The organism is Deltaproteobacteria bacterium (assembly GCA_030690165.1).
Taxonomy (GTDB): Bacteria; Desulfobacterota; GWC2-55-46; order UBA9637; family UBA9637; genus JACRNJ01.
This window is the reverse complement of the sequence record JAUYHF010000066.1, coordinates 37,080-63,968: the sequence shown is the minus strand read 5'-3', so window position 1 is coordinate 63,968 and position 26,889 is coordinate 37,080. Positions and strand designations below refer to the sequence as shown.

Here is a 26,889-nt window from a genome sequence, read left to right as displayed (position 1 = left end):
TTACAGCCATATTGATGCCGCAAGGATAGGGGTATATCTGCATGGATTGGCAGGGGATGAGGCGGCAAAGGAAAAGGGGCAGGTTGGCATGATGGCAGGGGATATATTAAATATATTGCCGCAGGTGATTAACTCATTCATAGAGAATTAGGGGACGTTGATACCTAATAAACTAATTGGTTGACAAGAGCTATTATTTTTCATAACATTTCGTTATGTCGCGACAGGCAAGACTCGATGCGCCAGGAGCGCTACACCATATCATGGTGCGTGGAATCAACAAGGCTAATATATTCGATGACAATCAGGACAAAGAACGTTTTCTTGAACGCCTCGGACAGAATGTTAAAGATGGAGATTGTTCTGTCTTTGCCTGGGTATTAATGGATAACCACGTCCATATTCTTTTTAAGAGCGGCAACCATGGCATATCCGCTGTAATGAGGAAACTTCTCACTTGGTATGCACAATATTACAACCGCCGCCATAAGCGCAGCGGACATTTGTTCGAAAACCGTTACAAATCAATTCTCTGCGATGAGGACAGCTACCTTATTGCATTGGTTCGATACATCCACCTAAATCCAATCAGAGCAAACACCATCAAGACAATAGAAGAACTTGACAACTATATCTTTTGCGGCCATAGGGCTATTATTGGAAAAGCCAAGCATTCTTGGATGAACCCTGATTATGTGCTGTTGCAGTTTGGCAGCACGAGACGAAAAAGCCTGTCGGAGTATCGCAAGTTCATGCTGGAAGGGATCGGATTAGGACGCCAGAGCGAGTTGACAGGCGGCGGGCTTCTCCGCAGTCTTGGAGGCTGGTCCCAAGTCATAGCCAGACGCAGAATCGGGATGAATGATGAGGGTGATGAGCGGATACTGGGCAGCAGTGACTTTGTTCATGCGGTGCTCAAAGAGACTGAAGAGCGGGAACTTCGTCAGCTCAAGTTAAAACGATCCGGGATGACTCTGCGAAAAATTATCGACCAAGAGTGCGATAAGACCGGCATCAGCCCGATGGAAGTCATGAACGGCGTGCGCAGGCGGGTAGTTAGCCGGTTGAGGGCGGTCATTGCTTCGCGCGGCCGTGCGGAACTTGGCTTATCATCGGCGGAAATGGCTCGTCATTTGGGTGTTGCATCAGCCAGCATATCGCGTTTATTTGGTAACAAGGATGTAAAAGCAATATGATGTTTAGGTATCAACGTCCCCTGCTCTTAAAGGCGAACATCCAATGACAGAAAAAACAACACTTTCATCGAAAATCTCATCGCGCTTTGCAGGCAGAAGTTTGATGGATTTTCTTTCAGAGCGGTTCAAGTATCGTACTCCTGAGGAATGGGAGCAGATTATAAGAATTGGGAAGGTGACGGTTAACAGCAGGGAGATAAAGCCTGATCATCTGCTGAAAATAAATGATATTGTCGTGTATTCCGATTTTCACCGAGAACCTCCCGTTGATATGAATTTTCAAATTATCCATGAGGAAGAAACATTTATAGTTGTGAATAAGCCTGGGAATTTGCCATCGCATGCGGATGGCAACTACATCAAGAATACATTAATCAATCGTTTGCGTGAACGCATGACAGGCAGTGGATTTAGCGGCACTATACATTTAGCGCACAGACTGGACCGTGAAACAAGCGGCATCATCATCGCTGCTAAAACGAATATTGCTCACAGGTCTCTATTGCGGCAATTTGAAGCTGGCGAAGTGGCAAAGGAGTATATTGCGGTTGTCCGTGGAGTTGTCAGAGACCCCTCGTTTGAGGTCAAGGGTTATTTGGCGCATGATAAGGATAGCTGTATTTCGATAAGAAGGAAAGTAGTGACCGAAAAAGTTGAAGGCGCTAAATATGCTGCCACTTCTTTCGAGGTTATGGAACGTTTTGCGTCGTCAACTGTGGTAAGGTGCATTCCGGTAACGGGCAGGACGAACCAGATAAGGATTCATCTGGCACACGTTGGTCATCCTCTGGTGGGCGATAAGCTCTATGGCAGGACAGACAATGAATTTCTTGAATTTATAAGAAAAGTCAAGGATGGAAATTATGAGCCGCTCCCATGGATGGAGGTTCCGCGGCACCTTCTTCACGCATCACGTCTTGAGATACGCCATCCTATATCTAATGAATTGGCGGTATTTGAAGCGCCCATTCCTGAGGACATGAAATTATTTATATGCAAAAACTCCAGGACAATAAAGGAGAACTTCCCGTATTAATCATGTTTTTTACTGGCCAGTCTTGGTCGGCCTGACCCGTTTTTCCCTTAGGTCTGCCGTTCATTAGGATCTGGGGGGCGAGGATCCGGTCTATTTTCTTGTCATTAATTCAATTGATATTACCCTTAATTCAATTTAGACTAATCACTAATGGAATATTTTCTCTTATGCGCTCTCTGGATTCTCTGGTGCTTTCTGCACAGTTTCCTTGTTGCAACAAAAACAACTACAAAATTTAAAAAGCAGTTGGGAGAAAAATTCGCCTTTTACCGGATTTTCTATAATTTGTTTTCTATCATAACAGTATTGCCTCTGTTATACTGGCAGAGTACAATACCTGGTCCGATTATTATAGCTCTCTCTCCTTTTCTGGTGATATGTAAATATATTCTATTGGCTTCCGGAGTAATAGTAATTGCAGGATCGTTTGCTTCCATTGATATACGTGAGTTTATCGGGATCAGGCAAAAGGTATACGGAGATCAACAGAAAGAAAAAGAAACGGTTATTAGTAAACGAGGATTATATGGGATAGTGCGGCATCCAATGTATTTCGGAGGCATCATATTTTTTGCGGCATCAATGACAGGCGCCCCATTACCACAATTTCTCGGATATCTTATTCTTGCTATATATATGATTATCGGCACAGTCAGGGAAGACAGGCGTCTATCAAGGGAATTAGGAGCTGTTTACAGAAATTATCAAAAAGAAGTGCCCATGATCCTGCCCATGATTCCGGGGAGAAAGAACTGACGGTTTTAGCTGTTCCATGCGCAAGGAAGGGGATCAGGTCTTTCTTCTTGGGGGAAATATAGGGACGCTTCCCGTAAATCTTAAATTCGCAAATATAAAAAATAGATTACGAAATGGTCTATGCACTCTACGACCTCACGCCAGTAATCCGATTGTTATCTGGCGCGATGGTAAAATTGTGTGGATCAAGCCTGAAGGAATTCCTGTTCAGAACTAATGTTTCATCATGTTATTGTCCCGTCTTTCAAAATCTCTCCCCCTAACATAATAATCAATTGTGGCAAAGCAGGAGAATCTCGGCTGGGGCAAGGCAATTGTAGAGACCTTAGCAAAGGATTTGCAAAAGGAATTTCCGGGAATTCAGGGGTTTTCTGTCCAAAATCTATGGAATATGCGGCAGTTCTACTCACCATACAAGGACGATTCAAAACTCCAACCATTGGTTGGAGAAATTAGCTGGACTAAAAATGTCATCATAATGCAACGCTGCAAGGATGATATTCAGCGTGAGTTTTACATCAAGATAACAAAGAAGTTCGGCTGGACAAAAGATGTACTGATAAACCAGCTTGAAGCAGGCACATTTGAAAGATATATGGCAAATCAGACCAGTTTTGATAAAACTGTACCGGAAAAATATCGTCATCAGGCAAAGCTTGCTATTAAAGATGAATACTCCTTTGATTTTCTGGAGATAGGCGGAATTATATTATGTAAGGACAAAAACCGTACAATAGTTGCGTATGCATTGAAAGATACGAAAAAGCCAATAGGCGTCTCTACATATAAGCTGACTGAAAAACTGCCTCGTGAACTAAAAAAATATCTGTCATCTCCAGCGGAGATGATAGAAAGAATAAAGTATTTGGAATAGCTATGACAGCGGACGAACAAAAAGATAAACAATATTGAAATATGGGATATGTTTGTGGGACAATCAAGGCATGAAAAAGAAACCAGAAAAAACAATAGATGAGATTTTTAAAGCAGGGGTTCCGATAGACAAAGCTTTAAAAAAGGCTGTTCAAGTGGCGCTCCTTCACCATAAGCAAGCCGGTAATCCGATTGTCATCTGGCGTAATGGCAAAATTATCTGGCTTAAACCTGAAGAAATTCCTATATAGATATAATGAATTGCAACCTTCCATCACCATCGTTGCGCAAATCCAAAAGACCCGCGCACTGATATTTATGCATTAGGAATTACGCTATACAAAATGCTGACAGACGAAGTGTCCTATTTACGCCGCAAATGAGTATGGTGTCCCCAGATTTAGGATTTAGAGTAGATAATAATTAATTGTAAAGGATGAACAAATAAAATATGGATGAGCAGATCATAAGAGAAGCTTCGCGCCGTAGGACGTTTGCTATTATTTCCCATCCCGACGCTGGGAAAACAACTCTGACTGAAAAGTTGTTGTTATATGGTGGAGCTTTGGAATTGGCCGGATCAGTGACAGCTAAGAAGAAGCAGCGCGAAACCACCTCTGATTGGATGGAGCTGGAAAAGAAGCGCGGTATCTCGATCTCGTCAACGGTTCTGCAATTTGATTATGGAGATTACAAATTAAATCTGCTCGATACTCCCGGACATAAGGATTTTTCCGAGGACACATATCGTGTTTTGATGGCGGTTGATTCGGTTATAATGGTGATCGATGCCGGGAAAGGCATTGAAAGCCAGACTATCAAGCTTTTTGAGATCTGCCGTAAACGGGGCATTCCTATTTTCACGTTCATGAATAAACTCGACAGGCCCGCGAAATCGTCATTGGAACTGATTGATCAATTGGAAAAAGTCCTTAACCTGCATGCGTTTCCGGTTAACTGGCCTTTGGGAAATGGTGCGGAGTTCAAAGGAATTTATGACCGGCTTAAAAAGGAAGTCCATCTTTTTGAAAAAGTTCCGAGCGGAGCGTATAAAGCACCGGTTTCTGTAACTGACCTTGCAGACCCGATCGTTAAAGATCTGCTATTTGAGCAGACGTATCTTGATGTTGTTGAAGAGTTGCAGATGTTGGACGATGCTCATGGCGGATTTGATATCAACGCGGTACTTCATGGAAAAACAACACCAGTCTTTTTTGGAAGTGCTGCCAATAATTTCGGTGTGGATTTGCTGTTAAATGGATTCCTGGAATATTCGCCGGAACCCGTTCCCAGAAAAGCAAAACAAGGTTTGATTCCGTTGGATCACCTGCACTTTTCCTCGTTTGTTTTTAAAGTCCAGGCAAATATGAACCACTTACACAGGGACCGAGTGGTTTTTGCCAGAGTTTGTTCAGGTAGATTTTATCGTGATATGAAGCTCTATCATGCCAGGTCAGGGCGCGATATTCGTTTGTCGGATTCATTTAATCTTTTTGGACGCAGCAGGGAGGTTATTAGCGAGGCGTATCCCGGCGATATAATTGGTTTTGTTACAAAATTGGATTTTCGTATAGGCGATACGATCAGTACTGATTCCGATCTTGTTCTTGAAGAAATTCCCCGTTTTGCACCGGAATATTTTGCCTATTTGCAAAATGTGGTAACGTCAAATTATAAAGCTTTCCGCAAGGGGTTGGATCATCTTCTTGCCGAGGACGTTGTACAAGCCTTTTATCTGCAGCACTCACGGAGCACGACCCCTCTTTTGGGAGCTGTAGGGCCTTTGCAGTTCGAGGTTTTACAATATCGTTTGAAAGACGAATATGGAGCCGAGTCCAGCCTTGAAATGAAGCCGTGGAAGATTTTGAAATGGCTGGGTTCCTCTCCAGAAAATAAAGTCTTAGAAGGACGTTTGCCTCAAGGAGGGGCATTGGCAACAGACGATCAAGAGCGAAGGGTTATTCTTTTCTCATCGGATTGGTCTTTAAACTATTTTTCCGAAAACAACCCTGCCATAGAATTTCTCGATTCACCCATAGTTGAATAAAATATCAGGTTTAATACAAAATAATATTGATGAAGATAGGAAAGTACGGTGTCTTTGAAAGTGAGAGTTGTAGATTGAGAACTATGCGCCATGCTTAGCTGAATAGGCAGAGTCCTCTTTTAGCCCAATGTCAATTATCAAGTCTGACCCCCAGCAGTATACCCTTTTTCCTAATTAATCTATTAACAATTCTCTTCCCGTTATAGTATGATACCAAATTAATATATTACGGAAGGTGCAAAATGGCTTTAATAAATCTCAGGCGAGTAAGAAATATCCGTGCTGTGCGTAAGCTGCAATATTTTAGGTCGGAGGTGTTTTGAATTTAATAGTAAACAATTTGCGGATACCCGTTGAAAAGGATGGGGTCGATGAATATGTAAAGGCCGTCTCGGAAAAGCTAAATATTTACAAAGAGACTATATGCTTTATTAAGATACTCGCCAAAACGCTTGATGCGAGCAACAAAGACCAGTTCTACTACGATATTTCGATAGCTGTAAATACCCCGGACAGTTTTGTCAACGCGAATGCCTTTCCCTTATACACTGAAAAAATAAAGCCAGAAAGAAGAAAAATAAATTCTATTCATAAGCCTATCATTATAGGTTTTGGCCCTGCAGGAATGTTCGCAGCTCTTGAGCTTATCGAATATGGACTTAAACCCATTATATTTGAGAGGGGAAAAAAGATAGAAGAGCGTTCTGTAGACATTCAAAAATTTATAAAAGAAAAGATTTTGAATCCCGAATCAAATATCCAGTTCGGCGAAGGCGGAGCAGGTTCATATTCCGACGGCAAGCTCTTTTCAAGGATTAACAATACGGAATATGTAAATAGAGTCCTCGATACGTATATCAGGTTCGGTGCGCCGGAAAAGATAGCATATGTCGGTAAACCTCATCTGGGAACGGATGTGCTCTGCCGAATAGTGCGTAATATACGGGACTATATCCTTGCGGAGGGCGGTGAGATATATTACGGCTCAAAAATGACGGATATACTTATATCGGATGATAAGGCAATGGGCGTTGTAATAAACGGAGAGAAGGAATATCGGGCTACGAGCATTTATCTTGCCGTAGGACATTCCGCGCGCGATACGTTTGAGATGATGCATAAAAAGGGCATTATTATTGAACAAAAACCGATTTCAGTCGGCATGAGGCTTGAGCACCCGGTAGAGGTTATAAACCTTCTAAGATACGGCGATAAATATAAGGATTACTGCGGTATCGGGGCCGCAAGCTATTCCTTTAACTACAACGATAAAATAAACGGGAGAGGAATAAATACATTCTGCATGTGCCCCGGAGGCGAGGTGATAAACGCTTCTTCTGAAGACGGCATGCTTGTCGTAAACGGCATGAGTTATTCGCAGAGGGCATCGGCATTTTCCAATGCGGCAATAGTAGTAACCTGTAATACAGGAGATTATGGTTCGACCGATCCCCTGGCCGGAATTGAATTTCAGAAGGCCATAGAACGAAAGGCCTTTAATTCAGTAGGAGGCACATGGCAGATTCCGGCACAGAATCTGGCAGATTATTTATCCGGAAAATCCTCAGTCAGCTTGAATGAAAACTCCTCGGCAATGGGGGCAGCTTCCGTTGATATGAACGGTATTCTTCCGGCATTTGTAAATACAGCGCTTCTATCCGCATTTAATATATGGAAAACGGATTATCCGCTTGCCATCTTGCATCATGCGACATTGTTAGGTGCGGAAACAAGGACTTCGGCCCCGATAAGAATTAAACGCAGCGATAGATATGAATCAATTAACATAAAAAACTTGTACCCGATAGGCGAAGGCTCTGGTTACACTGGCGGAATAATGAGTTCGGCAACTGATGCCATAAAGGCCGTGGAAAGCAGCCTAACAGTTTATTATCGCCAATAGATCGACTGCATTCCTTCGGTTGAAACAGAAAAGGAGCTAACCATAAATGGCTAACCCCTTAATAATAGATGGCGGAGGGTGAGGGACTCGAACCCCCAAGGGCTTTCGCCCGCTGGTTTTCAAGACCAGTGACTTACCATTAGCCTAACCCTCCGGATGATAAAACTTTAGCAAAAGCCAAAAAAACTTTCAAGATGCAATTATTTACCCCTCCACCCTTTCCACCTTTATAACCTTTTTAACCTTCTTAAGGCCGTTGATAATATTCATCAGATGTTCAAGGCTGTTTACCTCTATCTCAAATATACATATTGCTTTTTTGTCAGCCGTAGTCGTAATCGCGGCATTTATAATATTCGCCTCCTGCGCTGTAATGACGCTGCTCATATTTACCAGCAGCCCCTTTTCGTCATGGCATACAACCCTAAGCTTTGCAGGACGGACTGTTTTTAAGCCTTTATCCCATGCAACATCTATCAACCGTTCAGTGTCGCTGTGTTTTATGCTTGGACAATTCTTTAAATGAACAGCAACACCGCTACCTCTGCTAATAAATCCCACTATGTCATCACCATACAGTGGGTTGCAACACTTTGCAAATTTTATCATAACATCATCTATGCCTTTTACAAGCACAGCCTCACGCGGGGCCTTTTTAAGCCCCCGATTGAATCTATAGGGGGTAAATCTCTGTAAAACTTTTTTAAATGCAGATACCTCCGGATGCGCCTGGATCTTTTCCGGCGGAAGAAGTTTGCCCAGAAGCTGGTGGCTGGACAGTTTGCCGTAACCTATGCCGGCAAGGGCGTCGTCAACCGATGAAAGGCCAAACCCTTCTCTTGCAATCTTATCCAATTCGCCTGATTTGAGCAGTTTATGGAAGTCCACATCATGCCTTTTAAAGTCCTTATCGCATATCTCCTTGCCAAGGGTTATGCTCTTTTCGCGCTCTTCTGTCTTTACCAATTGTCTTATCTTTGCCTTTGCCCTTGATGTGACTACAAAATTAAGCCAGTCCTTGCTTGGCGCGTGATTCTGCGATGTTATTATCTCCACCATATCGCCGTTTTTAAGCTGATATTTCAAAGGCACAAGCCTTCCATTAACCCTTGCGGCTGAGCATCTGTGTCCCACATCTGTATGCACGGCATACGCAAAATCCACAGCCGTAGCGCCTTTTGGCAGATCTTTTACGGCGCCCTTTGGCGTAAAGACAAATACCTCCTCGGAAAAGAGGTCCATCTTCATAGTATCCATGAACTCCTTTGCATCCTTCGTATCCTTCTGCCACTCCATCATCTGCCTGAGCCACGCAAACTGCTTGTCATCCTTTTCAAGCATTGCCTTGCCTTCCTTATATCTCCAGTGTGCTGCAATGCCCTCTTCTGCGATCTTATGCATCTCTTCTGTCCTTATCTGTATCTCAATCCTTTCGCCGTAAGGCCCTATTACGCTTGTGTGCAAAGACTGATACATATTTGGCTTAGGTATGGCAATGTAGTCTTTAAATCTTCCCGGTATCGGCTTCCATGCAGAGTGGATAATACCAAGGGCTTCGTAACATTCTTTAACTGTACCCACGATAATCCTGAATGCAAGGACATCATAGATATGCTCAAGCGAAATCCCGTCTTTCAACATCTTCTTGTACATGCTGTAAATATGCTTTGGCCTGCCGGTAACTTCAGCCTTCAAAGTATATTCAGCAAGCCTCTTTTCTATGATTGCCTTAACCTCCTGGATATATCTCTCCCTCTCCTCTTTTTCTGTGGCAAGCCGCTCCTCAAGTTCTTTGTAGTCATCAGGCTTCTGATAATTGAAGGAAAGGTCTTCCAGTTCTATTTTTATCCAGCCGATGCCGAGACGATTTGCAATCGGCACATAGATATCCATAGTTTCCTGGGCTATTTTTAGTCTTTTTTCAGGCGCAAGGGCAGAGAGCGTCCGCATGTTGTGCAGCCTGTCGGCAAGTTTTATCATAATGACCCTGATGTCTTCTGCCATGGCAATTATCATTTTGCGGAAGTTCTCTGCCTGACGCTCCTCTCCTGATGCGCCCTTACTCTCAAAACTTATCTTTCCTATCTTTGTAACCCCGTCCACAAGCATTGCAACATTTTCGCCAAACAGCTCTTTAATCTTATCTATGGTCGTCAATGTATCCTCAACTGTATCATGGAGGATACCAGCCACAACGGTTGTCACATCCATCTGCATATTTGCCAGAGTATTGGCCACCTCAATAATATGGCTGAGATAAGGCTCTCCTGATAAACGCACCTGCCCCTGATGAACCTTGGCAGAAAAGATATATGCCTTTTTTATAAGCTCAAGGTCTGCCGCAGGATTGTAGGCGGATATTTTATCTATAATTTCTTCAAGTCTGACCATGATTTATAATTTAACTCAATGTGGAACAATTTGCAATAAATGCCCTCAGATGCATTTTTTATTGTCTCGAAATGCCTTTTTGAGTGAACAAGGAGTATGTCTTCTTCTTTGGCTGGATTAGGTTCAATCAGGATTAGTTTTTTAAGAAGGCCGGACTCGTCTAATCTGCGCATGATGGCTGTCAGCCTGTCAGGAGATTCAGGATGGCCAACGCCGGTTTTATGCCTAAGGTAATCAGGATGATAAACGATAGCGCATATCATACTGGCTTTTTACTTTCAGGGACTTTTAATCCAAGTTTGGCCAGTACAGTTTTCATGTCCTCCCATACCTCTTTTTTCTTTTCCGGACTCCTCAGGAGATAGGAAGGGTGGAATGTCGGCATGAGTAAGATATTATTTCTGTACCAGTGAAATCTTCCGCGAAGCGCGCTTATCTTTTCAGGTGTGTTTAAAAGCGTTTGTGCCGCATGGGTTCCGAGGGCGACAATTATCTCCGGTTTTATTGCGTTGATCTGTTTTTCAAGAAATGGCCGGCATGTTAAAATTTCGTCAGGCTGGGGGGGGCGGTTTTCCGGCGGCCTGCATTTTACAACATTGCAGATATACACATCTCCTCTTTTTAATCCCATTGCCTCAATCATCTTTGTCAACAACTGACCTGCCCTGCCGACAAAAGGTTCTCCCTGAAGGTCTTCATCCTCTCCCGGGCCTTCGCCGACAAATATAAGCCTGGCTTTGGGATTGCCGACTCCGAAGACGATATTTGTTCTTTGTTCGTGTAGTTTGCATCTCCTGCAATCCCCCAACTCTTCACGGACAGACTCAAGAGATGAAAGTGCCCCCTGACCCCTGACCCCTGTCTTTTGCACAGGCAGTTCTTCTATCCCAATCTCCTTCAGGTAGAGGAGGTAATTCTTTGCATCCGTTGCTAACTTCTTATAAAATACTCCTGTATCCGCCATATTATCTCCTTTAACGGGTCTAAAGACCGTTCGGCTGGCTCATGCCGAAGCCAGTTTCTACGAACTCTCACTGCTTACTGTCTTCTCTAATCTCCAACCTCCATCTATTGGGTTTACATCCTATCTTTTTTGCTGTAATATTTTATCATGTATTTTTCAGCCATTATGATTTTTATCATTTTTGTTCTTATTCCCGACAATGTATATGCTTGGGGGCCTGCAGCGCATCTGGAGTTCGGCAGGGACATATTAAACAATTTGAGATTTCTGCCGCTGTCGCTGCAGGGGCTTCTGCTGGCATTTCCTTATGATTATCTCTATGGGAATATAAGCGCTGATATAGTTGTTGGCAAAAACATGACAGAAACTTTAAAACACTGCCATAACTGGAGGATCGGCCTTAAGGTGCTGAAAAGCGCCAGGACAGACTCTCAAAAGGCCTTTGCCTATGGGTATATCAGCCATCTTGCAGCAGACACCATTGCCCACAACTATTATATCCCTGAAAAGTTTATTCAATCATTTTCCAGCAGGGTTCTCAAGCATACATACTGGGAGATACGGTTTGACGCCCTCGCTGATAAAAGCGTCTGGAAGCTCTCTTCCAGAATATCCAAAAGGGTTCATCGGGGGAATGACGGTCTTTTAAAAAATATACTTGAAGACACGCCCCTGTCTTTCAGAACAAACAAGACCATTTTTTCAAGCATACTTCTCATACATAGATTAGAACAGTGGCAGAACATGGTCAGTATGTTCTCCTCATCATCCAGATGGGTTTTAAGCACAGAGGAACGAAGAGAATATTATAACCGCTCTCTAACAGCCATTAAGGATTTTTTAACCCACGGCCCTAAGGCAAAATGCTTCAGAGATGACCCAACCGGCAGGGCAAGATTAGATACCGCTAAGAGATTAAGAAGTCATTTAAAAAAGTTGAAGCGGAATGGAAAAGACTGGGAAACCGCCATGGAAAAGGCCCTTCACATAATTAAAAGCTGAAGAATAAACCCATGCGCCAAAATCTCCTTAACTCCTTAACTCCTTAACTCCTTTACAACCTTATCCAATATCCGCTCGGCCACCTCATTTTTGGGCAAAAGGGGCAATTCTTCCACCTCGTCTTCCTTGCCTATAACGGTCACCCGTGTTACCTCTCCATCAAAACTCGCAGGGCCATTTGCAATTATAAAATCAAGCTTTTTATCTTTCAGCTTTTTCCTTGCATTTGCCAGTATATCTTCTGTCTCAAGGGCAAAACCAACAAGGAACTGACCCCTTTTCCTCCTTCCCATCTCTTTAAGTATATCCTGAGTCCTCTCCAGCTCTATATTGAACCTTGCCTCCTCTTTTTTTACCTTCTTTCTATGGCTTATCTTTGGCCTGTAGTCAGATACAGCAGCAGCCATTATAACTATCGTAGATTGGGGATAGTGTCTCATGCTGGCCTCTGCCATATCTTCTGCGGTTTGGATTTTTATGAATGTAACACCCCTTGGAGGCTTGAGATAAGAAGGTCCGCTAACCAGAACAACCTCTGCGCCCCGTCTTCTGGCAGCCCTTGCAATAGCGTATCCCATCCTGCCTGACGACGGATTGGAGATAAATCTTACCGGGTCTATTGCCTCTCTTGTCGGCCCGGCAGTAACCAATACCTTCTCATTCTTGAGATCTTTCGGCGCAAGACATTCCTCTGCCGCATCTATAATATCCTCAACCGGCGCAAGCCGCCCTTTGCCTTCATAACCGCAGGCAAGCTCGCCATCTTCAGGTCCAATGAAGCAGTAGCCAAGTTTTCTGAGTTTTTCAATATTATGCTGGACAATCTTATTTTCATACATATTGGAATTCATTGCCGGCGCAAAAAGCACAGGGGCATTTGTGGCCATAATAACAGTTGTCAAAAGGTCATCCGCGATGCCTGATGCAACCTTCCCTATGATATTTGCCGTTGCAGGGGCAATAACTACAATATCCGCCTTTTCTGCCAAATCAATATGAGAAATCCGTGACTCATGGGTAAGGTCAAACATATCCTGGCTGACAGGATTTCCAGCAATTGTCTGAAGGCTCAGCGGGGTTATAAAATTTGCTGCTGCCTTTGTCATAACAGGCCAAACCAGGGCCTCGTTTTTAATGAAAATCCTTGCGACCTCCAGGGCCTTGTATGCAGCTATCCCGCCTGTAATGCCAAGGACTATTTTTTTGTTATTTAATATCATAGTGTTTTTATCTTACCAGCAAAGATACATTGCGTCAAGATGGCTATGACGGATTAAAAAAAATGTAAAATTTCCCGCAGTAATCGTGAAACCTCCCAATAACCCTTAAGATAGAAATCTGCGGCGCTCCTCTTTGACTTCCCAACCCGTATCGTAATACCTTGTTTGCGAAGCGCTTTAAAGGCAGTCTCATCTGTCCGGTCATCGCCAATATATATTGGCAAACACCGATGTTTCAATTGCCTTAAAATCCAAAGGGCAGCCCTCCCCTTATCCCATGAGGTATAAGGAGCTAATTCCAGGACCTTCTTGCCTTTGATTATAGATAAAGATTCGCTTTCACAAAAATCGGCTACCGCCCTATGCAACACATTTTTGACAGATGAGATATCTTCCTTTTTAACGGAGCGGAAGTGAAGGCTTATGGTAAATTTCTTATCCTCAATCCATGCGCCATCTATATTTTTAATCTCTTTTACCAGCAAATGTTTTATCTTATCAATAACAGGTTTTGTTAATAGCGTGTGAGGATGCGTATATCTTATCCGGGGGCCGGAGATATCAAAACCGTGATTGCCTCCATAATAGATATTCTGAAGGCCGACCATTTTCTTTATATCCGACAATGATCTTCCACTTAAAATTGTCAAATAACAACGATTAGAACCGGCCAGCAATTGGAGTTGTTTTTTTATTTTTTCGGATACGATACACTGCGCAGGGTCTTTCCGGATCGGGACTAATGTCCCGTCATAATCCAGAAACAAGGCGATTTTTTATATAGATGGCGTCTGCCGGCCTCAATGTCATAAGGATTGATAATAATTGCATCTTTCAACTCACGGGAAGCGCCGGCGAATTGGCTGAGAATCAGCGCGCCATCATCCTCATCACGGGAGGCAACAAATTTCTTGGCAACCAGATTCATCCCGTCATGCAAGTAAGTTACCATGCAGATATCGGATGCCCTGTAGAAAGGATTGATGGTTTCATGGCTGTGATGTCCCTTAAGAAACACAATCGGCTTCCATGCCTTTGTGCGAAAACGCCAGTTGATTACATCAACTGTCTCTTCCACCTCTGCCAGCAGGTCATGGTATCGTTTGATATGCGTCCGGCTTGGGGCGCCCAGTTCAACAAAAGTAAACTTCTCCATAAATTCCGGGTATTTCTCCAGAAACCGCTCAATTGCCCTGAAGCGCTCAGGGATACCCTTGGTATAATCAATTCGGTCAACACCTACCCCAAGGTATATTGCCTCAACACCTATCTCCTTGAGTATATTTTTCTTAAGCGCCTCCCGTTCTTCACCCGCAACCGTTTTATCCAAAAAACCCTCAAAACTGACGCTGATAGGGAAAGGTTTTATCAATGTGGTATGCGCGGTGCTCCAATTCTAAGGTAAGTCTGGCCTTTTCAGATTGAACAGTGAGATATGCAGATACGCCTGCAACGCTGGCTACTGCAATGACAAGGGCGAATATGAGTCTCAGTGTTATCTTCATAGGTAAAGTATATCTTCAGTAGTATAGAGTGACAAGAACAACAACAGATATTCTCTCAGATGGCGCGTCAGCAAAAAGTTCTGCCGCACATGCTCCCTGCCGTTGGCGCCAAGCCTTTGGGCGTATTCAGGGTTCTGGAGCAGCTGCTTTACAGCAACGGCTGCGCCGTCAATGCTGTGGCACAAAAGACCGTGGTATTTATGCCTTATCTGGAGGGGAATGCCGCCCACAGCAGATGCCACAACCGGTTTCCCCTTCCACAGCGCCTCTGCAACAGTAAGGCCAAAACCCTCGCGTATGGATTTCTGAATAATCACTGTTGAGGCGCGCTGGAGCGCATTGACATGGATATCGTTATAAGGCATAAGCAGGATATGGATATCGGGATCCCCTTCTGCTGAACGACTTACAGCCTGCAAGACCTCAGCAGACTCTGGATCGTCGGCAGATGTCCCTCCTGCCAGCACCAGCTGGCAATCTATATAACGTTTAACCTTTCTGTAGACCTCGATGACACCTATTGGATCTTTAAGATAATCGAATCTTGAAATCTGGGTGAGCATCGGCTTGTCATTTTTTATCCCATAGAATGACAGAACCTCATCAATAGCCTCCTGCGGCAGATCCCTGTTTTTGTCGCTCAGCGGGTCAATGGAAGGGGATATGAGGAACTGTCTGACCGGGAGCTCTTTTGCAAATGACGGCGCTGAAAATACCGTTGCATCGTATCTCACGATATACCCACGCAATACATCGAGGACCCGTGTCTGGGCATTGGATATGTCAACATGACACCTCCATATCCATTTGTTGCGCCTCGCATCCTTCTGGTTTATGAGGGCTATGGGCTGCGGGTCGTGGATGAACACGATGTCAGCCGAACATTCCAGCTCTGCGCAATTACGCTCGTTGGTCTTCCAGAAGACATCCCACATCTCAGGCGTTATCGCCTCGCGCATTCCATGCAGGGCATTATGTATCTTCTTTGTTACATCAAAAAACTGCTCTCCCCCTTTTATAACATCCCACTTTGCATTGACGCCGATTTCCTTCAGGAGAGGGAGCATTCGATTGAGGATTTCAGCAACGCCCCCGCCTACTGCGGTGGAATTGATATGCTGAATAGACCTGTTTTTTAGACGGTCTGAGAGGAGATATAGTTCATCAATCACACCCCTGCCGACTATGGGCTCGTATCTGTCAAGCATTGTCATTGCCTGCGCTCCTCAAAACCGCAATCCTTTTATTCAGCATCCTCAGGATTGCGGACCTTATCCCTTCACCTGTCTGCGTATACGGGTCTGTCTGCGCCAGTTTTGCAGCCAGACTATCTTCATTGAGCGAGGCTGCAAGCCAGTTTGAAAAGTCATTGGTAGGCCGTTCAAGCCTTAACCTTGCCTCAAACATGTGAAAATAGATGGAATTGAGGCTTATCCGGCTGATACAGTCTGCAAACTCTTCAAGACTTGCCGCCTTGTGTCCTGTAGGAAATACAAAACTGACAGACTTCAGAAAGTCGAACTCCTCCCCTTCCGGGGCAGAAATGATTTTCAAACGCGGGCGGCTATTCAGAGAATCTTCTATAACCCTGATGAGAGCCTCCCTGATGGATCTGATGCTGGGATGCTCCATGATATCAATTGCCTCAAGCGCTTCCCCAAGGCGCTCATCGCCGAGCGTATCTGACGCCCAGCAGGCAAAATCATTGGCCGGCTCAGGGGCAAGATACTGATGCTGTTGAACGAACTGGTGAGTATGGTGATAAATGCATGAGCCGTTGACCTCACGCAAATGCTGCGCCAGTTCCATCAGTGTGGATGCCCTGATGCCCGTCAGTTCCACCAGATGGAGACTGGAGTAAAATACAAATGGTTCAATCGGTTTTATATCCATTAAGAATCCTTTAGAGCCTTCTTCCTGAAGCAGGGTCAAACAGAATAAACTTATTTCCTCTTAATTTTTATAATGAACACCAACTACATCTTTTCATCCACAGTCTCTACACCATCTTTTGCTGCCACTGCTGTCACCGCTGGATTCATGGAGGCAAGCATGACAGTCATGGTATTCGCCAATTGAATAAACTCCTTTTGTGCAGCATCGGGTAAAGGCCGCCCAGCAGGGATTCGTGTTTTCAGTGGATTGATAAATCTATTATTCAGCCTCATCTCATAATGGAGATGCGGTCCAGTGGTAAGGCCTGTAGATCCCACATAGCCGATGGTATCGCCCTGTTTAATCTTTCCCCCCTTCTTAACACCTCTGGCAAATCTGGAGAGGTGCCCGTATCTTGTTTCGTATCCATTGGGGTGCCGTATGATAATGAGCTTGCCATAGTCCCCCCTGTATCCTGCAAATAACACTGTCCCGTCTCCCACTGCTGATACAGGTGTGCCGACTGAGGTTGCGTAATCAACACCGTGATGGGGTCTGTATTTTTTCAATATTGGATGAAACCGCCCTCTGGAAAAACCTGAGCTTATGCGACGATAATTCAAAGGCGCCTTTAAAAATGCCCGCCGTAGTGATTTCCCCTCTCTGTCATAGTATCCCTGCATATCGCCGTATTCAAACCTATAGGCATGATATGTTTCGCCGTTATTTACAAACTCGGCCGCAAGTATGTTGCCGTATCGCTTAAACCCGCCATTCTCATAAAGCTCTTCAACGATAATCTTGAAAATATCACCATTTCTCATATCTGTTGTAAAATCTATATCCCACGCAAAGATGTCAGAGAGGTTCAGCGCAAGCCTTTGTCTATCTTTTCCACCGCCAATGGATGAAAAGAGATTGGCCTCTATGGCGCCCTCTATCGCGGCTATCCTCTTTTCATATTCCACAGCAATCTTCTCAGCAGTGAATCCATCATCTTCCCTCACAATCTTGAGCAGTGAATCATCATTTATTCTATAGACAAAAGAGCGCAACCTTTTCTGCTCGTCTACAAGCAGTTTATAACTCTGCCCGGCAGATACATGTCTAAGCCTGAAAACATCTGTAGACGCCTCTCTCATTTGAAGGAGTTCCTGTATATCAAGGCCATGCCTCTTAAATATCTCATATATGGTTTCATTTGATCTCATGATACCGTCTATCTCCCTGTATGTTTCCTTGACCTCATTAACTTCCTTTGTTTCTGCGCGGGCATCTGATGTTTCAGGTTCTTTTAGAACCGGAGCCCTGCCTGCAATAGAAACTATTGCAATCAACACAGAGACTATCAGACCTGCGCCTAAGAAAAACATTCTCATATCTGCTCCTTTGTCTGTTTGAGGTATACTGTCCTGATTGGAAATGGGATTTCAATGCCCTCTTCTTTAAATCTTTTTAATATCCTCTTTCGGAGTTCATGCTGGACAATATACTGATCAACATACTCAGCGACCTGGCATATAAGCGTAAAATTTAACGATGAATCGCCAAACCCTGGAATGAACCTTACAAACGGCGGCGGCTCTTTTAAAAGGCCTGCTATCTCGCCGGCAGCCTTTTGAGCCTCTTGAACAAGGATTTTTTCCACCCTGTCAGGGTCAGAATCATAGCTCACACCAATTGGGATTAATAGCGACATCCGTTTTTCAGGGTAGTAATAATTAGTTATAATGCTCTGGGATAGTTTATTGTTCGGTATGATAATAACATTATTTGCAAGCATCCTTATCCGGGTAGTCCTCCAGCCAATATCCATCACATAACCTTCCTCCCCGCTGCTTAGCTTTATATAATCGCCAATCCTTATTGGCCTCTCAACTAAAATATGGATGCCTGCAAAGAGATTGGATAGTGTGTCCTGAAGGGCAAGGGCTACAGCGAGACCGCCAACGCCGAGTGCAGTGATGATAGGCGTTATGGATATGCCAAGACTGCTGAGTATAATGAGGATTCCGATAGTAAGGCCAACCGCCTTTATGATTGTCCGGGATAAACCTGTTGCAGGCAGAGGAAGTTCTCTGCTCTCTATTGCATATTGTATGAGTCTGGAAATCAGATTTGCCAATGCCAGCGTTACAGATAAGACAATAAGTATATGGATGGTTTTAAGAGAATAATCTACAAACTTTGGAGGAAAGGAAGATGACCCAATAGCCACATACAGGCCTATGGCAATAGACCAGTAAATCGAAGGGTGCCTTGTAGACTCCAGGATAATATTGTCAACCTTTGTTTCTGTCTTCCTTGCCCATCGTCCCATCATGCTGAGTGTAAGTTTTCTCACAAGCAATGCGGCAGATGAAATGGCAAGAAAGATTGCAATAAAAATCATTATATCTTTAGTCATAATCTATACCTCCTGACGGACAGGGAAGATTACCGGTTATCTTCCTCTACCGCCTTTTTTAACATATCAAGAATCCCTGGAATTGCTGATGTTATCCTGTTCCAGTTTGGTATAAGTGGCGTCCCCATAGGATTTTCCATAAACACCTTAGCTCCCTGTTTTATTGCATTTGCAAATGCCTCCACTGCCTTTGCCTCTTCGTGTCTGTCAAATACAAGGCCATTGATAGCAGCATCAGCCTCGTATTTTACTATAGTATCCTCAGCAAGCCTCAGGTATGTTACTTCAAGGGATTTAAAAAGGTTATCTGAAAAAATGACCCCTCCGGCAGCCAGGGTTCTGAACATGGATTTGGATATGTCAATACACATCTTCATAAGCCCTTTTCCTGCGTCGTCCGCTGAAAGGGACTGATGCTTGTGTTCATAGTTTTCCGCAATATCCACCTGGCACACCCTTTGAGGTGAGTAGTTTCTGAAGACCTCAGCCAGCACCCCGACCTCAAGCCCCCAGTCCCATGGAATCCTGTTGGCCCTCGCCAAATCCGTAATCATGCAAAACTCGCCTGCAAGGGGGTATCTGAAACTATCCAGAAACACAAGAAACGGGTGAAAACCTACGAGTTTTTGTAATGCCCTTACAAGCGGAGTTATGAGCAGTCTCGTCACCCTTCCGTGCATCCTGTCTGTAATCCTGCTGTAAAAACCCTTGCAAAAGACCACATCTATATTCGGGTTTGTTACAGGATAGCAGAGTCTCGCTAACATCTCTCTATTATAAGTGATGATGTCGCAGTCATGCAGGGCAATAACATCAGACTTTCCGTTCGCAAGGATATATCCATAGGCTATCCATGCTGAACGGCCCTTTCCATCTTCTCCTGCCCAGAGGCCGTTTCTCTCAAGGGTTGCGTATATCTCTTTAATTCTCTTCCCCTCATTGTGGATTATCTTCACCTCATAAGGGATTTGCGCCATAAACTCCTTTGCCTTTTTAAACTCCTCATCAGTTGCCCTGCCCAGGGTAAGGACAATCTCATTCACATATTTAACCTTTTTCAACTCGTCTATGATTCCCTGTAAGGCAGGGGCCTGAAATTCTGTGTAAAGGGCGGGAAGCACGAGGGCAATAGGCCGCTGTTTGGAAAACTCTACCATCTCAGATTCTATCCTTTCAAGGCTTGGCCTACCCAGCTTGTGCAGTGTAATAATAATGCCTGTCTGATAAAAATCTGCCATTTAGACCTCCTAAATATGTTCTATATCTCTTCCCTTATCTTCCTTCTTCTCTTCTGTGCCCTTTTCTATTATCCTCTTTGCCGCATCTATTCCTCCAACGCCAAAGGCTATGGAAAGCGCCAGGACAATACCCCCAAAGATTATGGAAAAGGCTGCTATCACTATGCCCGGCGCTATCTGAAGCTGCTCAAGGGCCATGGCAAGAATCAGCACAATGAGCAAAAGCCTCGCTGCTTCAGCAATAAGTTTTGCATGGTGGTAACCGCTGTTGACAGCAGCTATCAACACCCCTCTGCTTAAAAATCCTGCAATGATATATCCGATAATGAGAATAAGAATGGCAGAAAGCGCGCGCGGCAAGTAAAGGAGAAATTGCGATAAGAGGTTGGCTATTACCGGTATCTGCAAGGCATCTAATCCTATCATCACAAACACAACAACAAGCAACAGGTAAACCACATGGCCGAAAAACTCCGACGGCTTTGCCCATACATCACCCTTTCTAATAAGGGCGGTCAATCCCGCTCTATCGCTCCATGTATCAAAATTGAGAGCCCTGAGCGCCCTTAATATCACCACTCTTATCAGCCATGCGAATATTAATCCGGCTATAATGATAATCAGCATCGCCATAAGATTGGGCGCAAATTTAACAAACCATGCCCAGAAATCCCTGAATGGCTGAAACAATATCTCACCAAACTTTTCCATAATGCACCTCCTCAATTCCAGTTATTTATAAGATAATCTTTCCTTTCCTCAAACTCACGGCATAGCTTCTCGATCTCTGCCTCTGCGCCCTCGTGGTCAGTATCAGCAACCTCCATAATAAAGGATGCGGTCTTTCCAAGGTATAAGTGGACAAGGGATTTTAAAAGATGCTCAGAGGACATCTTCTTTCTATGATAGGTCAAGGCATAATCATAGATAATCCTTACCCATAAACCTATGGGAAACCTGAAATCTTTATCAGGGCGCTGGCAAATAATTTCTATCTCTCCAAAATCGCCAGGACCCAATATTTCAAGTAAAATAGGTTTAAGGTCTCTGACGCCGGTCCTGAATATATCCAGCATCCTCGCTACATTCACCTTTACGGGTTCAAGACCAACATGATATCTGAATCCGAATGTAGGGATGTCCCGCAAGCCCCTTATATTCTTCCACACTTCAAAATGTTTCTCAGTAAGATTAAATAAGCTAACAACCACCTGAAGGAGCATATCTGACAGGTCTGCACCCGGGTCTTTTGGGTCATGGAGTTTTGCGCCGAGGAATGTCTGGCAGACCTTGAAATTATTGGCAATGGCCTCAGTGGTCATCCATATGTCTATGCCAAAACGGGCCACATGGGTCTCCCATACATCCTGCTTAGAATAAAACTCAGCCATCGCTCCTGAAAAACCGAAGTCGCCTCCAATAGGCTGTCTTATGCTGTGGCCGTATAATGCCCTTGTCATGGGATATACAATTGAATTAGTTATGGTGCCGTCGAATTTGTGCCTGTTGTAGAATGGAGCAACAAAATCAAAACCCCTTTTTATTACAGGAGAGAGAAGCAGTTCCACCCATTCCGGTGTTATACTTCTCAAATCTGCATCTACCGCGCAGCACGCGTCAGCATTGAGTTCTACAGCCTTTTGAAATATTGCCCTGAATGCGCTCCCCTTGCCGGGTATCCCGTTGTAAGGGACACTTATCCTGTGCGCAGGATAAACAGGATGGGAGAGGAAAATGGCTGCATGGTCAAATGAGGCATTTCTTACAATATCAGGCGTTCCATCTGCAGAGCCTCCGTCTGAATTAAGTATAACAGCCTTCTTATCAGGAAAATATTTTGCAAGCCCGGCGCCCACTGCCCTTACTACATGGCCAATGGTTTTTGCGTTGTTATAGCTTGCAATTCCAACAAGGATATCTATCTTCTCCGGATTTATTGCCATAATTTTATAAAGAACTTTCCTTAAGTATATCCTTTAACCCATCAAGCCTTATAAACTCCATAAAGGGCGCCCATCTCTGCCTGAATTGTTTATAAAATCCTATATCTTTCCTTTTCCTAAACAAAGATTTGAGATAAGTATAAACTTTTATAGATTCTACCCATTGATTGTTTGAAGCCAGATAGAGAGAAAACAGTATAATAGTAATCACAGCCTTAATTTCCATATCCCATTTTAAAAAATATCCCGGGTAAGGGGACAGGTTCAACCCTTTATGACCCATAACCTTTGCCCTTTCGTAAAGAAACCTCTCTATATCCCCCTTCAACTCTTCCTTCCTGTATGAGAAGGTTCTTTCTAAAGGAAGATGTTTTATCTTAAGGTGTTTATCAAATAATACCTTTAAACCGGCAAGTCGCGCATTTATCAGATAATCTATATCCTCACCACGTGGAATTAACGGGTCAAAAGGTATGCGCTCAAAAAGCCTTCGGCTAAGAACGAGGTTGCCGCCCAACACCACCGGAGACTCAACAAACCTATCTTTGCTCTCAATTATAGCTTCCCAGACAGCTTGAAACAACTTTGATTTGTTCCACGAAACCTGCCACCATGGAGGGGTGGTTTTTTCATAAATCCCGCCATCCTTTGATATATATAACCCGCCCTTTCCATCCATTTTCATACCATCGGCAGGCTCCGTAACTCCTTCCAGCGCTACATGCAGGAAATCAGGGTCTTCTATTATCTCGTCGTTATCCAGAAAGATAGTAACCTCTGCGCCTAATGCCTGAGAAATTATAAGACCGCAATTCCTTATATTAGGAAAACCGCACACATTCAATTTTTCCGCAATATCAGAAAATCCATTTCGTAAGATGCGCTCTTTTACTGCGTTAAGATTATATGCTGTTAAGATAACCCTTCTAAAAGGAAAAGGATATGCGAGAGTTTCCATTAACAGGGAGTGGTATCCCTTTGCAGTATCTTCATCTATACCTTTCCCTTCAATACAAAATGGAAGGATAATATCCAACTCTCCGTTTTTAAGGATTTCAAGGCTTTTCAGCGCCCTCTTGAGCATCTTGAACCCTGTGGTTTTACTGATTTCCTGTGGAGAATCTGCCTTGATATAGGCAGGGATGACTATTGCTGTCTTTGCCATATATGTCATCTCTCCACAAGTATAATTTGTATATCCATAACATTCGTTCCTGTAGGGCCTGTCAGGAAATGGTATCTTCTCTTAGACAGGAAATCAAGCCTCTTAAAAAAGTTATAGGAGTTGTTATTCTCAAGGTAAATTTCCGGGATAATGCCAAGTTCCCTTGCCAATATCGCAGTATTTCCATTTACGATTGCGCCGGCAGCATCTGTAGGCCCGTCTGTTCCGTCTGTGCCAGCAGAAAGCATGATTATCCCTTTCATCCCTTCTATCTCCATTGCAAAGGATAGGGCAAGCTCCTGATTCCTGCCGCCAACTCCCTTTCCCTTGACAGTAACAGTTGTTTCTCCACCAGAAATGAGGCAGCGAGGATTTCCCCTTTTTTTTGTGGAATTCCGCACCTCTATAGCCCTTGCAGATAGGTATCTGGCGGCATCTCTTGCCTCTCCCTGAAGCTCATAGGTGATGATATCAGTGTTAAAACCGAGAGATATGGCCTTTCCCCTTGCAGAGGCAATCGCATTTTTAAGGCTTCCGATAACAACAGCCTTTGTCTTTCTAAAAAAAGACTCATCTCCCTTTGGGGTATCCTTTATCATGCCGTTGATACCCTGCCTTAAAAGCTTTAATACCTTTGAGGGCAGTCTTTTTTCAATGCGATATTTTTTTATTACAGCCATTGCATCCTTGAATGTAGTAGGGTCAGGCGTTGTCGGGCCTGATGCTATCACATCAAGCCTGTCGCCTATGACATCCGAGAGTATGAGGGTTACTACAGCAACAGGAGATGCAATCTGGATAAGCCTTCCTCCTTTTACTTTGGATAAATGCTTTCGGACAGTGTTTAACTCATCTATCGTTGCGCCCGCCTTGAGAAGAAGCTCTGTTACAATCTTTTTGTCTTCAAGAGTTATGCTGTCAGCAGGCGAGACCAATAAGGCAGAAGCGCCGCCTGAGATGAGGCATATAACGAGGGTTTGTTCATCAGCCCTTTGCAGCATTTTGATAATATTCTCTGTCTCTTTTACCCCAGCCTCATCAGGCACAGGATGAGACGCCTCCATCACCTTTATCCTTTTCAGTATTGCTGCATGACCGTATTTCACGATTATTCTGCCATCGGCAATAAACCTGCCTAAGACGGATTCTATTGCCTGAGCCATTGGGGCTGCTGCCTTGCCAGCCCCGATTACTATGATATTTTTAAAATGGTTCAGGTCATAGGACATATCTCCAATCTTGAGATTCCTCTCATCAAGGCGCACGGCCTGCAAAACAAGCCTGTATGGATCCACCGCCTCCACCCCAGCGTAAAATATAGAATAAAGTTCTTTTCGTCTCATGAGAAATATGTCTTGCTTTTTTTCCTAAACTTTCGTGACAAGGATAATTTGCCGCCCATGCTCATGAAAACATCCCCCGCCTTAATCCTCTTCCATGAATGGAGGGGGAAGGACGTAGGGGGTTCTCAGGGAAAAATATACTGTTTGTGCGCTTTTTTAACGTCTGCTTCTATTACTTTTATCACTTCCTTATTCCACCCCTCAGGACCAATGCCGTCCGCCCTTATCAGATTTGGCATATTCACCCTTGCATCATAAGAACCATCTTCATCCTGAACAAGCACAGGATAATCCACTTGCTTTAACAGCGGAAGGTCGTTGAACCTATCTCCAAGACCTATTGTCTTAATCCTGCCATAGGCCTTTTCGTAAAACCCCTTCAGAACTCTAACTGCCTTCCCTTTATCGTTATCTCCAAGGATATGGTAAAACCTTCCCTGAGTCCAATGAAGACATGCGTCTTCAATTGCCTTTAAAAACTCTTTAATCCGCATCTCCCCTTCCCCGCTTAAGACCTGCGGGGACAAATCTTCAAATAAAAAAGGTTCATCAAATTCCCTCTGTTTTGCAAGCTCTGCCTCTGTTAATGTCAGGCCTGCCAGGGCTGCTATCTCTTTAACGCTCATATCGCCAAAGCCTTTTGCCTTTATCCCCAGCCTTTCACGAATTGTAATAAAGGCCTTTCTTATTTCGCTGTATGACTTGCCTAAGGTAATCATACGGCAACCATCTCTCAAGTCACCCTCCTCCGCCTTAGGCGGATTAAAACCGAAATATCCCTCCGGAATAAATATCCCTCCCCCATTTTCAGAAATAAAGGGGTGTTGGTTATCAAGCTTCTTTCGGTAAACCTCTATTTCCGTCCTTGTCTTGCTTGAGCAGAGGATGAGGGGTATATCTTTTTCCTTTATCAGTTTGAGTGCAGGCATCGCTGCGTCAAAAAAATAGGTTTTCGGGTGCAGTAATGTGCCGTCAAGGTCTGTAAACATTATTATCTTTGCCATTATCCCTGCCCTCGCAGTGAATAGAGGATATATATATTTACAAGATATGCGATGATTATGGCTACAGCATCCCACCCAAGCCTCAAAAATGCCTTCTTCTCAAGCCTGTATGTCAATCCTACAACGGCAATCCCGGTCATTAGCACGGCCATAAATCCTGTAACAGCGTGATTCATTGAGACATGAGCAAGGATGAGCCCTTTGGTATAAAATATATCGTCTATGGCAAGGATGAAGATATTGAATATATTGCTTCCAAAGAGGTTTGCTATGGCCATATCCGTTGCGCCAATTTTAAGGGCTGCGATGGATACCACCACTTCAGGAAGCGATGTGGTCAAGGCTATGAAAACAGTCCCGACAAAACTCCTTCCAAGACCTGTCTCTTCAGCAAGTCTATCGCCTATAAATGGAAGCCATGTGGCAGCGCCTATGATGAACAAGGCATTTATAGAATATTTAACCACCGCCTCTCTTGTGGTTATATGGTCATACTGAATTGTCTGGGCCATATCGCCGACAAATTCTTTTATCCTTTTCTTTTCAAAGAAAAACACGCCCCTTATCCCAATAAAGTAAATCACAATAATAGCAGGGCTATATAATCCGATGTGGCCAATGGCAGGTATATTTGCGTTTGCCATTATAGAGATGGATGCAAGACTGATGAGTATGATGCCAAACCCTGCTGAAAGAATATGTCCATGCTCTGCCTTCGAGAATATTGGTTTTTGACCATTCAGGACGTCCATTATTGCAATGATGAAGATATTAAAAACGCAACTTCCCATTATATCGCCAAGGGCAATATTAGGCACATCGGCAATGGCAACAGAGCTGATACCGGTAATCAACTCAGGCAGGGATGTTACTGTTGCCATAAGGACAAGACCTATCCATGCCCTGCCAAGACCCGTCTTCTCAGCAATGACATCACCATATATGGATAGTTTTGACCCGCAGTAAATAATCACCGCAGAGCAGAGGATAAATTCAAGCCATATGAGAATCATCTTAATCC

Annotated in this window: 26 protein-coding genes and 1 tRNA gene; 8 read left to right on the top strand and 19 right to left on the bottom strand. The window is 43.9% G+C overall.

Features of this window, described 5'->3' with window-relative positions; all coding sequences use genetic code 11:
• Window positions 1-215 precede the first annotated feature (215 nt).
• From Q8P28_11415 to Q8P28_11385, 7 genes are all read left to right on the top strand, one after another.
• Window positions 216-1,196 carry a transposase gene (locus tag Q8P28_11415; protein ID MDP2683380.1) on the top strand — a complete coding sequence of 327 codons (981 nt, stop codon included), beginning with the start codon at window positions 216-218 and terminating at the stop codon, window positions 1,194-1,196.
• 43 nt (window positions 1,197-1,239) lie between these two features.
• Window positions 1,240-2,232: an RluA family pseudouridine synthase gene (locus tag Q8P28_11410; protein ID MDP2683379.1), complete on the top strand. Its 993-nt coding sequence runs from the start codon at window positions 1,240-1,242 to the stop codon at window positions 2,230-2,232.
• Window positions 2,233-2,382: 150 nt separating this feature from the next.
• Window positions 2,383-2,988, top strand: coding sequence for an isoprenylcysteine carboxylmethyltransferase family protein (locus tag Q8P28_11405; protein MDP2683378.1), 606 nt, complete (start codon window positions 2,383-2,385; stop codon window positions 2,986-2,988).
• A 277-nt stretch (window positions 2,989-3,265) separates the two neighbouring features.
• Window positions 3,266-3,862, top strand: coding sequence for a PDDEXK nuclease domain-containing protein (locus Q8P28_11400; GenBank protein MDP2683377.1), 597 nt, complete (start codon window positions 3,266-3,268; stop codon window positions 3,860-3,862).
• A 70-nt stretch (window positions 3,863-3,932) separates the two neighbouring features.
• Window positions 3,933-4,112, top strand: coding sequence for a hypothetical protein (locus tag Q8P28_11395; GenBank protein ID MDP2683376.1), 180 nt, complete (start codon window positions 3,933-3,935; stop codon window positions 4,110-4,112).
• A gap of 200 nt (window positions 4,113-4,312) precedes the next feature.
• On the top strand, window positions 4,313-5,908 hold the full coding sequence (locus Q8P28_11390) for a peptide chain release factor 3 (GenBank protein ID MDP2683375.1): 1,596 nt from the start codon (window positions 4,313-4,315) through the stop codon (window positions 5,906-5,908).
• Between the two features lie 319 nt (window positions 5,909-6,227).
• On the top strand, window positions 6,228-7,811 hold the full coding sequence (locus Q8P28_11385; protein MDP2683374.1) for a dehydrogenase: 1,584 nt from the start codon (window positions 6,228-6,230) through the stop codon (window positions 7,809-7,811).
• 69 nt (window positions 7,812-7,880) lie between these two features.
• On the opposite strand, the gene Q8P28_11380 is transcribed toward Q8P28_11385, so the two are convergent.
• From Q8P28_11380 to Q8P28_11365, 4 genes are all read right to left on the bottom strand, one after another.
• A tRNA-Ser gene (locus tag Q8P28_11380) sits at window positions 7,881-7,965 on the bottom strand.
• Window positions 7,966-8,015: 50 nt separating this feature from the next.
• The gene (locus Q8P28_11375) at window positions 8,016-10,202 is read right to left on the bottom strand and encodes a bifunctional (p)ppGpp synthetase/guanosine-3',5'-bis(diphosphate) 3'-pyrophosphohydrolase (protein ID MDP2683373.1); all 2,187 of its coding nucleotides are present in this window, start codon (window positions 10,200-10,202) and stop codon (window positions 8,016-8,018) included.
• Complete coding sequence (locus Q8P28_11370; GenBank protein ID MDP2683372.1) at window positions 10,178-10,465, bottom strand: hypothetical protein; 288 nt, start codon at window positions 10,463-10,465, stop codon at window positions 10,178-10,180. Before Q8P28_11370 ends, Q8P28_11375 begins: the two co-directional genes overlap by 25 nt.
• The gene (locus Q8P28_11365; GenBank protein MDP2683371.1) at window positions 10,462-11,166 is read right to left on the bottom strand and encodes a uracil-DNA glycosylase; all 705 of its coding nucleotides are present in this window, start codon (window positions 11,164-11,166) and stop codon (window positions 10,462-10,464) included. The genes Q8P28_11370 and Q8P28_11365 overlap by 4 nt, the downstream gene beginning before the upstream one ends.
• Before the next feature lie 165 nt (window positions 11,167-11,331).
• Here Q8P28_11365 and Q8P28_11360 point away from each other — a divergent pair, with 165 nt between their 5' ends.
• A complete protein-coding gene (locus Q8P28_11360; protein MDP2683370.1) occupies window positions 11,332-12,168 on the top strand; it encodes a zinc dependent phospholipase C family protein in 837 nt (278 codons plus the stop codon).
• A gap of 35 nt (window positions 12,169-12,203) precedes the next feature.
• Here Q8P28_11360 and coaBC read toward each other — a convergent pair whose 3' ends face one another.
• The 15 genes from coaBC to Q8P28_11285 all read right to left on the bottom strand — a co-directional run bounded on the left by coaBC (window position 12,204) and on the right by Q8P28_11285 (window position 26,881).
• Window positions 12,204-13,385 carry a bifunctional phosphopantothenoylcysteine decarboxylase/phosphopantothenate--cysteine ligase CoaBC gene (coaBC, locus tag Q8P28_11355; protein MDP2683369.1) on the bottom strand — a complete coding sequence of 394 codons (1,182 nt, stop codon included), beginning with the start codon at window positions 13,383-13,385 and terminating at the stop codon, window positions 12,204-12,206.
• A 56-nt stretch (window positions 13,386-13,441) separates the two neighbouring features.
• Window positions 13,442-14,155: a trehalose-phosphatase gene (gene otsB / locus Q8P28_11350; GenBank protein MDP2683368.1), complete on the bottom strand. Its 714-nt coding sequence runs from the start codon at window positions 14,153-14,155 to the stop codon at window positions 13,442-13,444.
• Window positions 14,128-14,718, bottom strand: a complete 591-nt coding sequence (locus Q8P28_11345; protein ID MDP2683367.1) for a trehalose-6-phosphate synthase — start codon at window positions 14,716-14,718, stop codon at window positions 14,128-14,130. Before Q8P28_11345 ends, otsB begins: the two co-directional genes overlap by 28 nt.
• A 7-nt stretch (window positions 14,719-14,725) precedes the next feature.
• The gene (locus Q8P28_11340; protein ID MDP2683366.1) at window positions 14,726-14,893 is read right to left on the bottom strand and encodes a hypothetical protein; all 168 of its coding nucleotides are present in this window, start codon (window positions 14,891-14,893) and stop codon (window positions 14,726-14,728) included.
• The gene (locus Q8P28_11335; protein MDP2683365.1) at window positions 14,890-16,107 is read right to left on the bottom strand and encodes a glycosyltransferase; all 1,218 of its coding nucleotides are present in this window, start codon (window positions 16,105-16,107) and stop codon (window positions 14,890-14,892) included. The genes Q8P28_11340 and Q8P28_11335 overlap by 4 nt, the downstream gene beginning before the upstream one ends.
• Window positions 16,094-16,786: a DUF5752 family protein gene (locus tag Q8P28_11330; GenBank protein ID MDP2683364.1), complete on the bottom strand. Its 693-nt coding sequence runs from the start codon at window positions 16,784-16,786 to the stop codon at window positions 16,094-16,096. The genes Q8P28_11335 and Q8P28_11330 overlap by 14 nt, the downstream gene beginning before the upstream one ends.
• An 83-nt stretch (window positions 16,787-16,869) precedes the next feature.
• Window positions 16,870-18,147 carry a peptidoglycan DD-metalloendopeptidase family protein gene (locus Q8P28_11325; GenBank protein MDP2683363.1) on the bottom strand — a complete coding sequence of 426 codons (1,278 nt, stop codon included), beginning with the start codon at window positions 18,145-18,147 and terminating at the stop codon, window positions 16,870-16,872.
• Window positions 18,144-19,175 (bottom strand): mechanosensitive ion channel family protein, encoded by a 1,032-nt coding sequence (locus Q8P28_11320; GenBank protein ID MDP2683362.1) that lies wholly within the window; start codon window positions 19,173-19,175, stop codon window positions 18,144-18,146. Before Q8P28_11320 ends, Q8P28_11325 begins: the two co-directional genes overlap by 4 nt.
• A 29-nt stretch (window positions 19,176-19,204) precedes the next feature.
• Window positions 19,205-20,413 carry a glycosyl transferase gene (locus tag Q8P28_11315; GenBank protein ID MDP2683361.1) on the bottom strand — a complete coding sequence of 403 codons (1,209 nt, stop codon included), beginning with the start codon at window positions 20,411-20,413 and terminating at the stop codon, window positions 19,205-19,207.
• 9 nt (window positions 20,414-20,422) lie between these two features.
• The gene (locus Q8P28_11310; GenBank protein MDP2683360.1) at window positions 20,423-21,124 is read right to left on the bottom strand and encodes a hypothetical protein; all 702 of its coding nucleotides are present in this window, start codon (window positions 21,122-21,124) and stop codon (window positions 20,423-20,425) included.
• Between the two features lie 11 nt (window positions 21,125-21,135).
• Window positions 21,136-22,356, bottom strand: a complete 1,221-nt coding sequence (locus tag Q8P28_11305) for a glycosyl transferase family 2 (protein ID MDP2683359.1) — start codon at window positions 22,354-22,356, stop codon at window positions 21,136-21,138.
• A 4-nt stretch (window positions 22,357-22,360) separates the two neighbouring features.
• The gene (locus tag Q8P28_11300; protein ID MDP2683358.1) at window positions 22,361-23,521 is read right to left on the bottom strand and encodes a hypothetical protein; all 1,161 of its coding nucleotides are present in this window, start codon (window positions 23,519-23,521) and stop codon (window positions 22,361-22,363) included.
• A gap of 5 nt (window positions 23,522-23,526) precedes the next feature.
• Complete coding sequence (locus Q8P28_11295; protein ID MDP2683357.1) at window positions 23,527-24,864, bottom strand: glycerate kinase; 1,338 nt, start codon at window positions 24,862-24,864, stop codon at window positions 23,527-23,529.
• Between the two features lie 125 nt (window positions 24,865-24,989).
• Window positions 24,990-25,868 (bottom strand): HAD-IIB family hydrolase, encoded by an 879-nt coding sequence (locus Q8P28_11290; protein MDP2683356.1) that lies wholly within the window; start codon window positions 25,866-25,868, stop codon window positions 24,990-24,992.
• The gene (locus Q8P28_11285; GenBank protein MDP2683355.1) at window positions 25,868-26,881 is read right to left on the bottom strand and encodes a sodium:calcium antiporter; all 1,014 of its coding nucleotides are present in this window, start codon (window positions 26,879-26,881) and stop codon (window positions 25,868-25,870) included. Before Q8P28_11285 ends, Q8P28_11290 begins: the two co-directional genes overlap by 1 nt.
• Window positions 26,882-26,889 lie beyond the last annotated feature (8 nt).

What these genes read in the sequence shown, in the direction of transcription:
- Q8P28_11415 (MDP2683380.1), top strand. Translation starts at nt 216, where the DNA reads ATGTCGCGACAGGCAAGACTCGATGCGCCAGGAGCGCTACACCATATC.
- Q8P28_11410 (MDP2683379.1), top strand. Translation starts at nt 1,240, where the DNA reads ATGACAGAAAAAACAACACTTTCATCGAAAATCTCATCGCGCTTTGCA.
- Q8P28_11405 (MDP2683378.1), top strand. Translation starts at nt 2,383, where the DNA reads ATGGAATATTTTCTCTTATGCGCTCTCTGGATTCTCTGGTGCTTTCTG.
- Q8P28_11395 (MDP2683376.1), top strand. Translation starts at nt 3,933, where the DNA reads ATGAAAAAGAAACCAGAAAAAACAATAGATGAGATTTTTAAAGCAGGG.
- Q8P28_11390 (MDP2683375.1), top strand. Translation starts at nt 4,313, where the DNA reads ATGGATGAGCAGATCATAAGAGAAGCTTCGCGCCGTAGGACGTTTGCT.
- Q8P28_11375 (MDP2683373.1), bottom strand. Translation starts at nt 10,202, where the DNA reads ATGGTCAGACTTGAAGAAATTATAGATAAAATATCCGCCTACAATCCT.
- Q8P28_11370 (MDP2683372.1), bottom strand. Translation starts at nt 10,465, where the DNA reads ATGATATGCGCTATCGTTTATCATCCTGATTACCTTAGGCATAAAACC.
- Q8P28_11365 (MDP2683371.1), bottom strand. Translation starts at nt 11,166, where the DNA reads ATGGCGGATACAGGAGTATTTTATAAGAAGTTAGCAACGGATGCAAAG.
- Q8P28_11360 (MDP2683370.1), top strand. Translation starts at nt 11,332, where the DNA reads ATGATTTTTATCATTTTTGTTCTTATTCCCGACAATGTATATGCTTGG.
- Q8P28_11340 (MDP2683366.1), bottom strand. Translation starts at nt 14,893, where the DNA reads ATGAAGATAACACTGAGACTCATATTCGCCCTTGTCATTGCAGTAGCC.
- Q8P28_11335 (MDP2683365.1), bottom strand. Translation starts at nt 16,107, where the DNA reads ATGACAATGCTTGACAGATACGAGCCCATAGTCGGCAGGGGTGTGATT.
- Q8P28_11330 (MDP2683364.1), bottom strand. Translation starts at nt 16,786, where the DNA reads ATGGATATAAAACCGATTGAACCATTTGTATTTTACTCCAGTCTCCAT.
- Q8P28_11325 (MDP2683363.1), bottom strand. Translation starts at nt 18,147, where the DNA reads ATGAGAATGTTTTTCTTAGGCGCAGGTCTGATAGTCTCTGTGTTGATT.
- Q8P28_11320 (MDP2683362.1), bottom strand. Translation starts at nt 19,175, where the DNA reads ATGACTAAAGATATAATGATTTTTATTGCAATCTTTCTTGCCATTTCA.
- Q8P28_11315 (MDP2683361.1), bottom strand. Translation starts at nt 20,413, where the DNA reads ATGGCAGATTTTTATCAGACAGGCATTATTATTACACTGCACAAGCTG.
- Q8P28_11310 (MDP2683360.1), bottom strand. Translation starts at nt 21,124, where the DNA reads ATGGAAAAGTTTGGTGAGATATTGTTTCAGCCATTCAGGGATTTCTGG.
- Q8P28_11305 (MDP2683359.1), bottom strand. Translation starts at nt 22,356, where the DNA reads ATGGCAATAAATCCGGAGAAGATAGATATCCTTGTTGGAATTGCAAGC.
- Q8P28_11300 (MDP2683358.1), bottom strand. Translation starts at nt 23,521, where the DNA reads ATGGCAAAGACAGCAATAGTCATCCCTGCCTATATCAAGGCAGATTCT.
- Q8P28_11295 (MDP2683357.1), bottom strand. Translation starts at nt 24,864, where the DNA reads ATGAGACGAAAAGAACTTTATTCTATATTTTACGCTGGGGTGGAGGCG.
- Q8P28_11290 (MDP2683356.1), bottom strand. Translation starts at nt 25,868, where the DNA reads ATGGCAAAGATAATAATGTTTACAGACCTTGACGGCACATTACTGCAC.
- Q8P28_11285 (MDP2683355.1), bottom strand. Translation starts at nt 26,881, where the DNA reads ATGATTCTCATATGGCTTGAATTTATCCTCTGCTCTGCGGTGATTATT.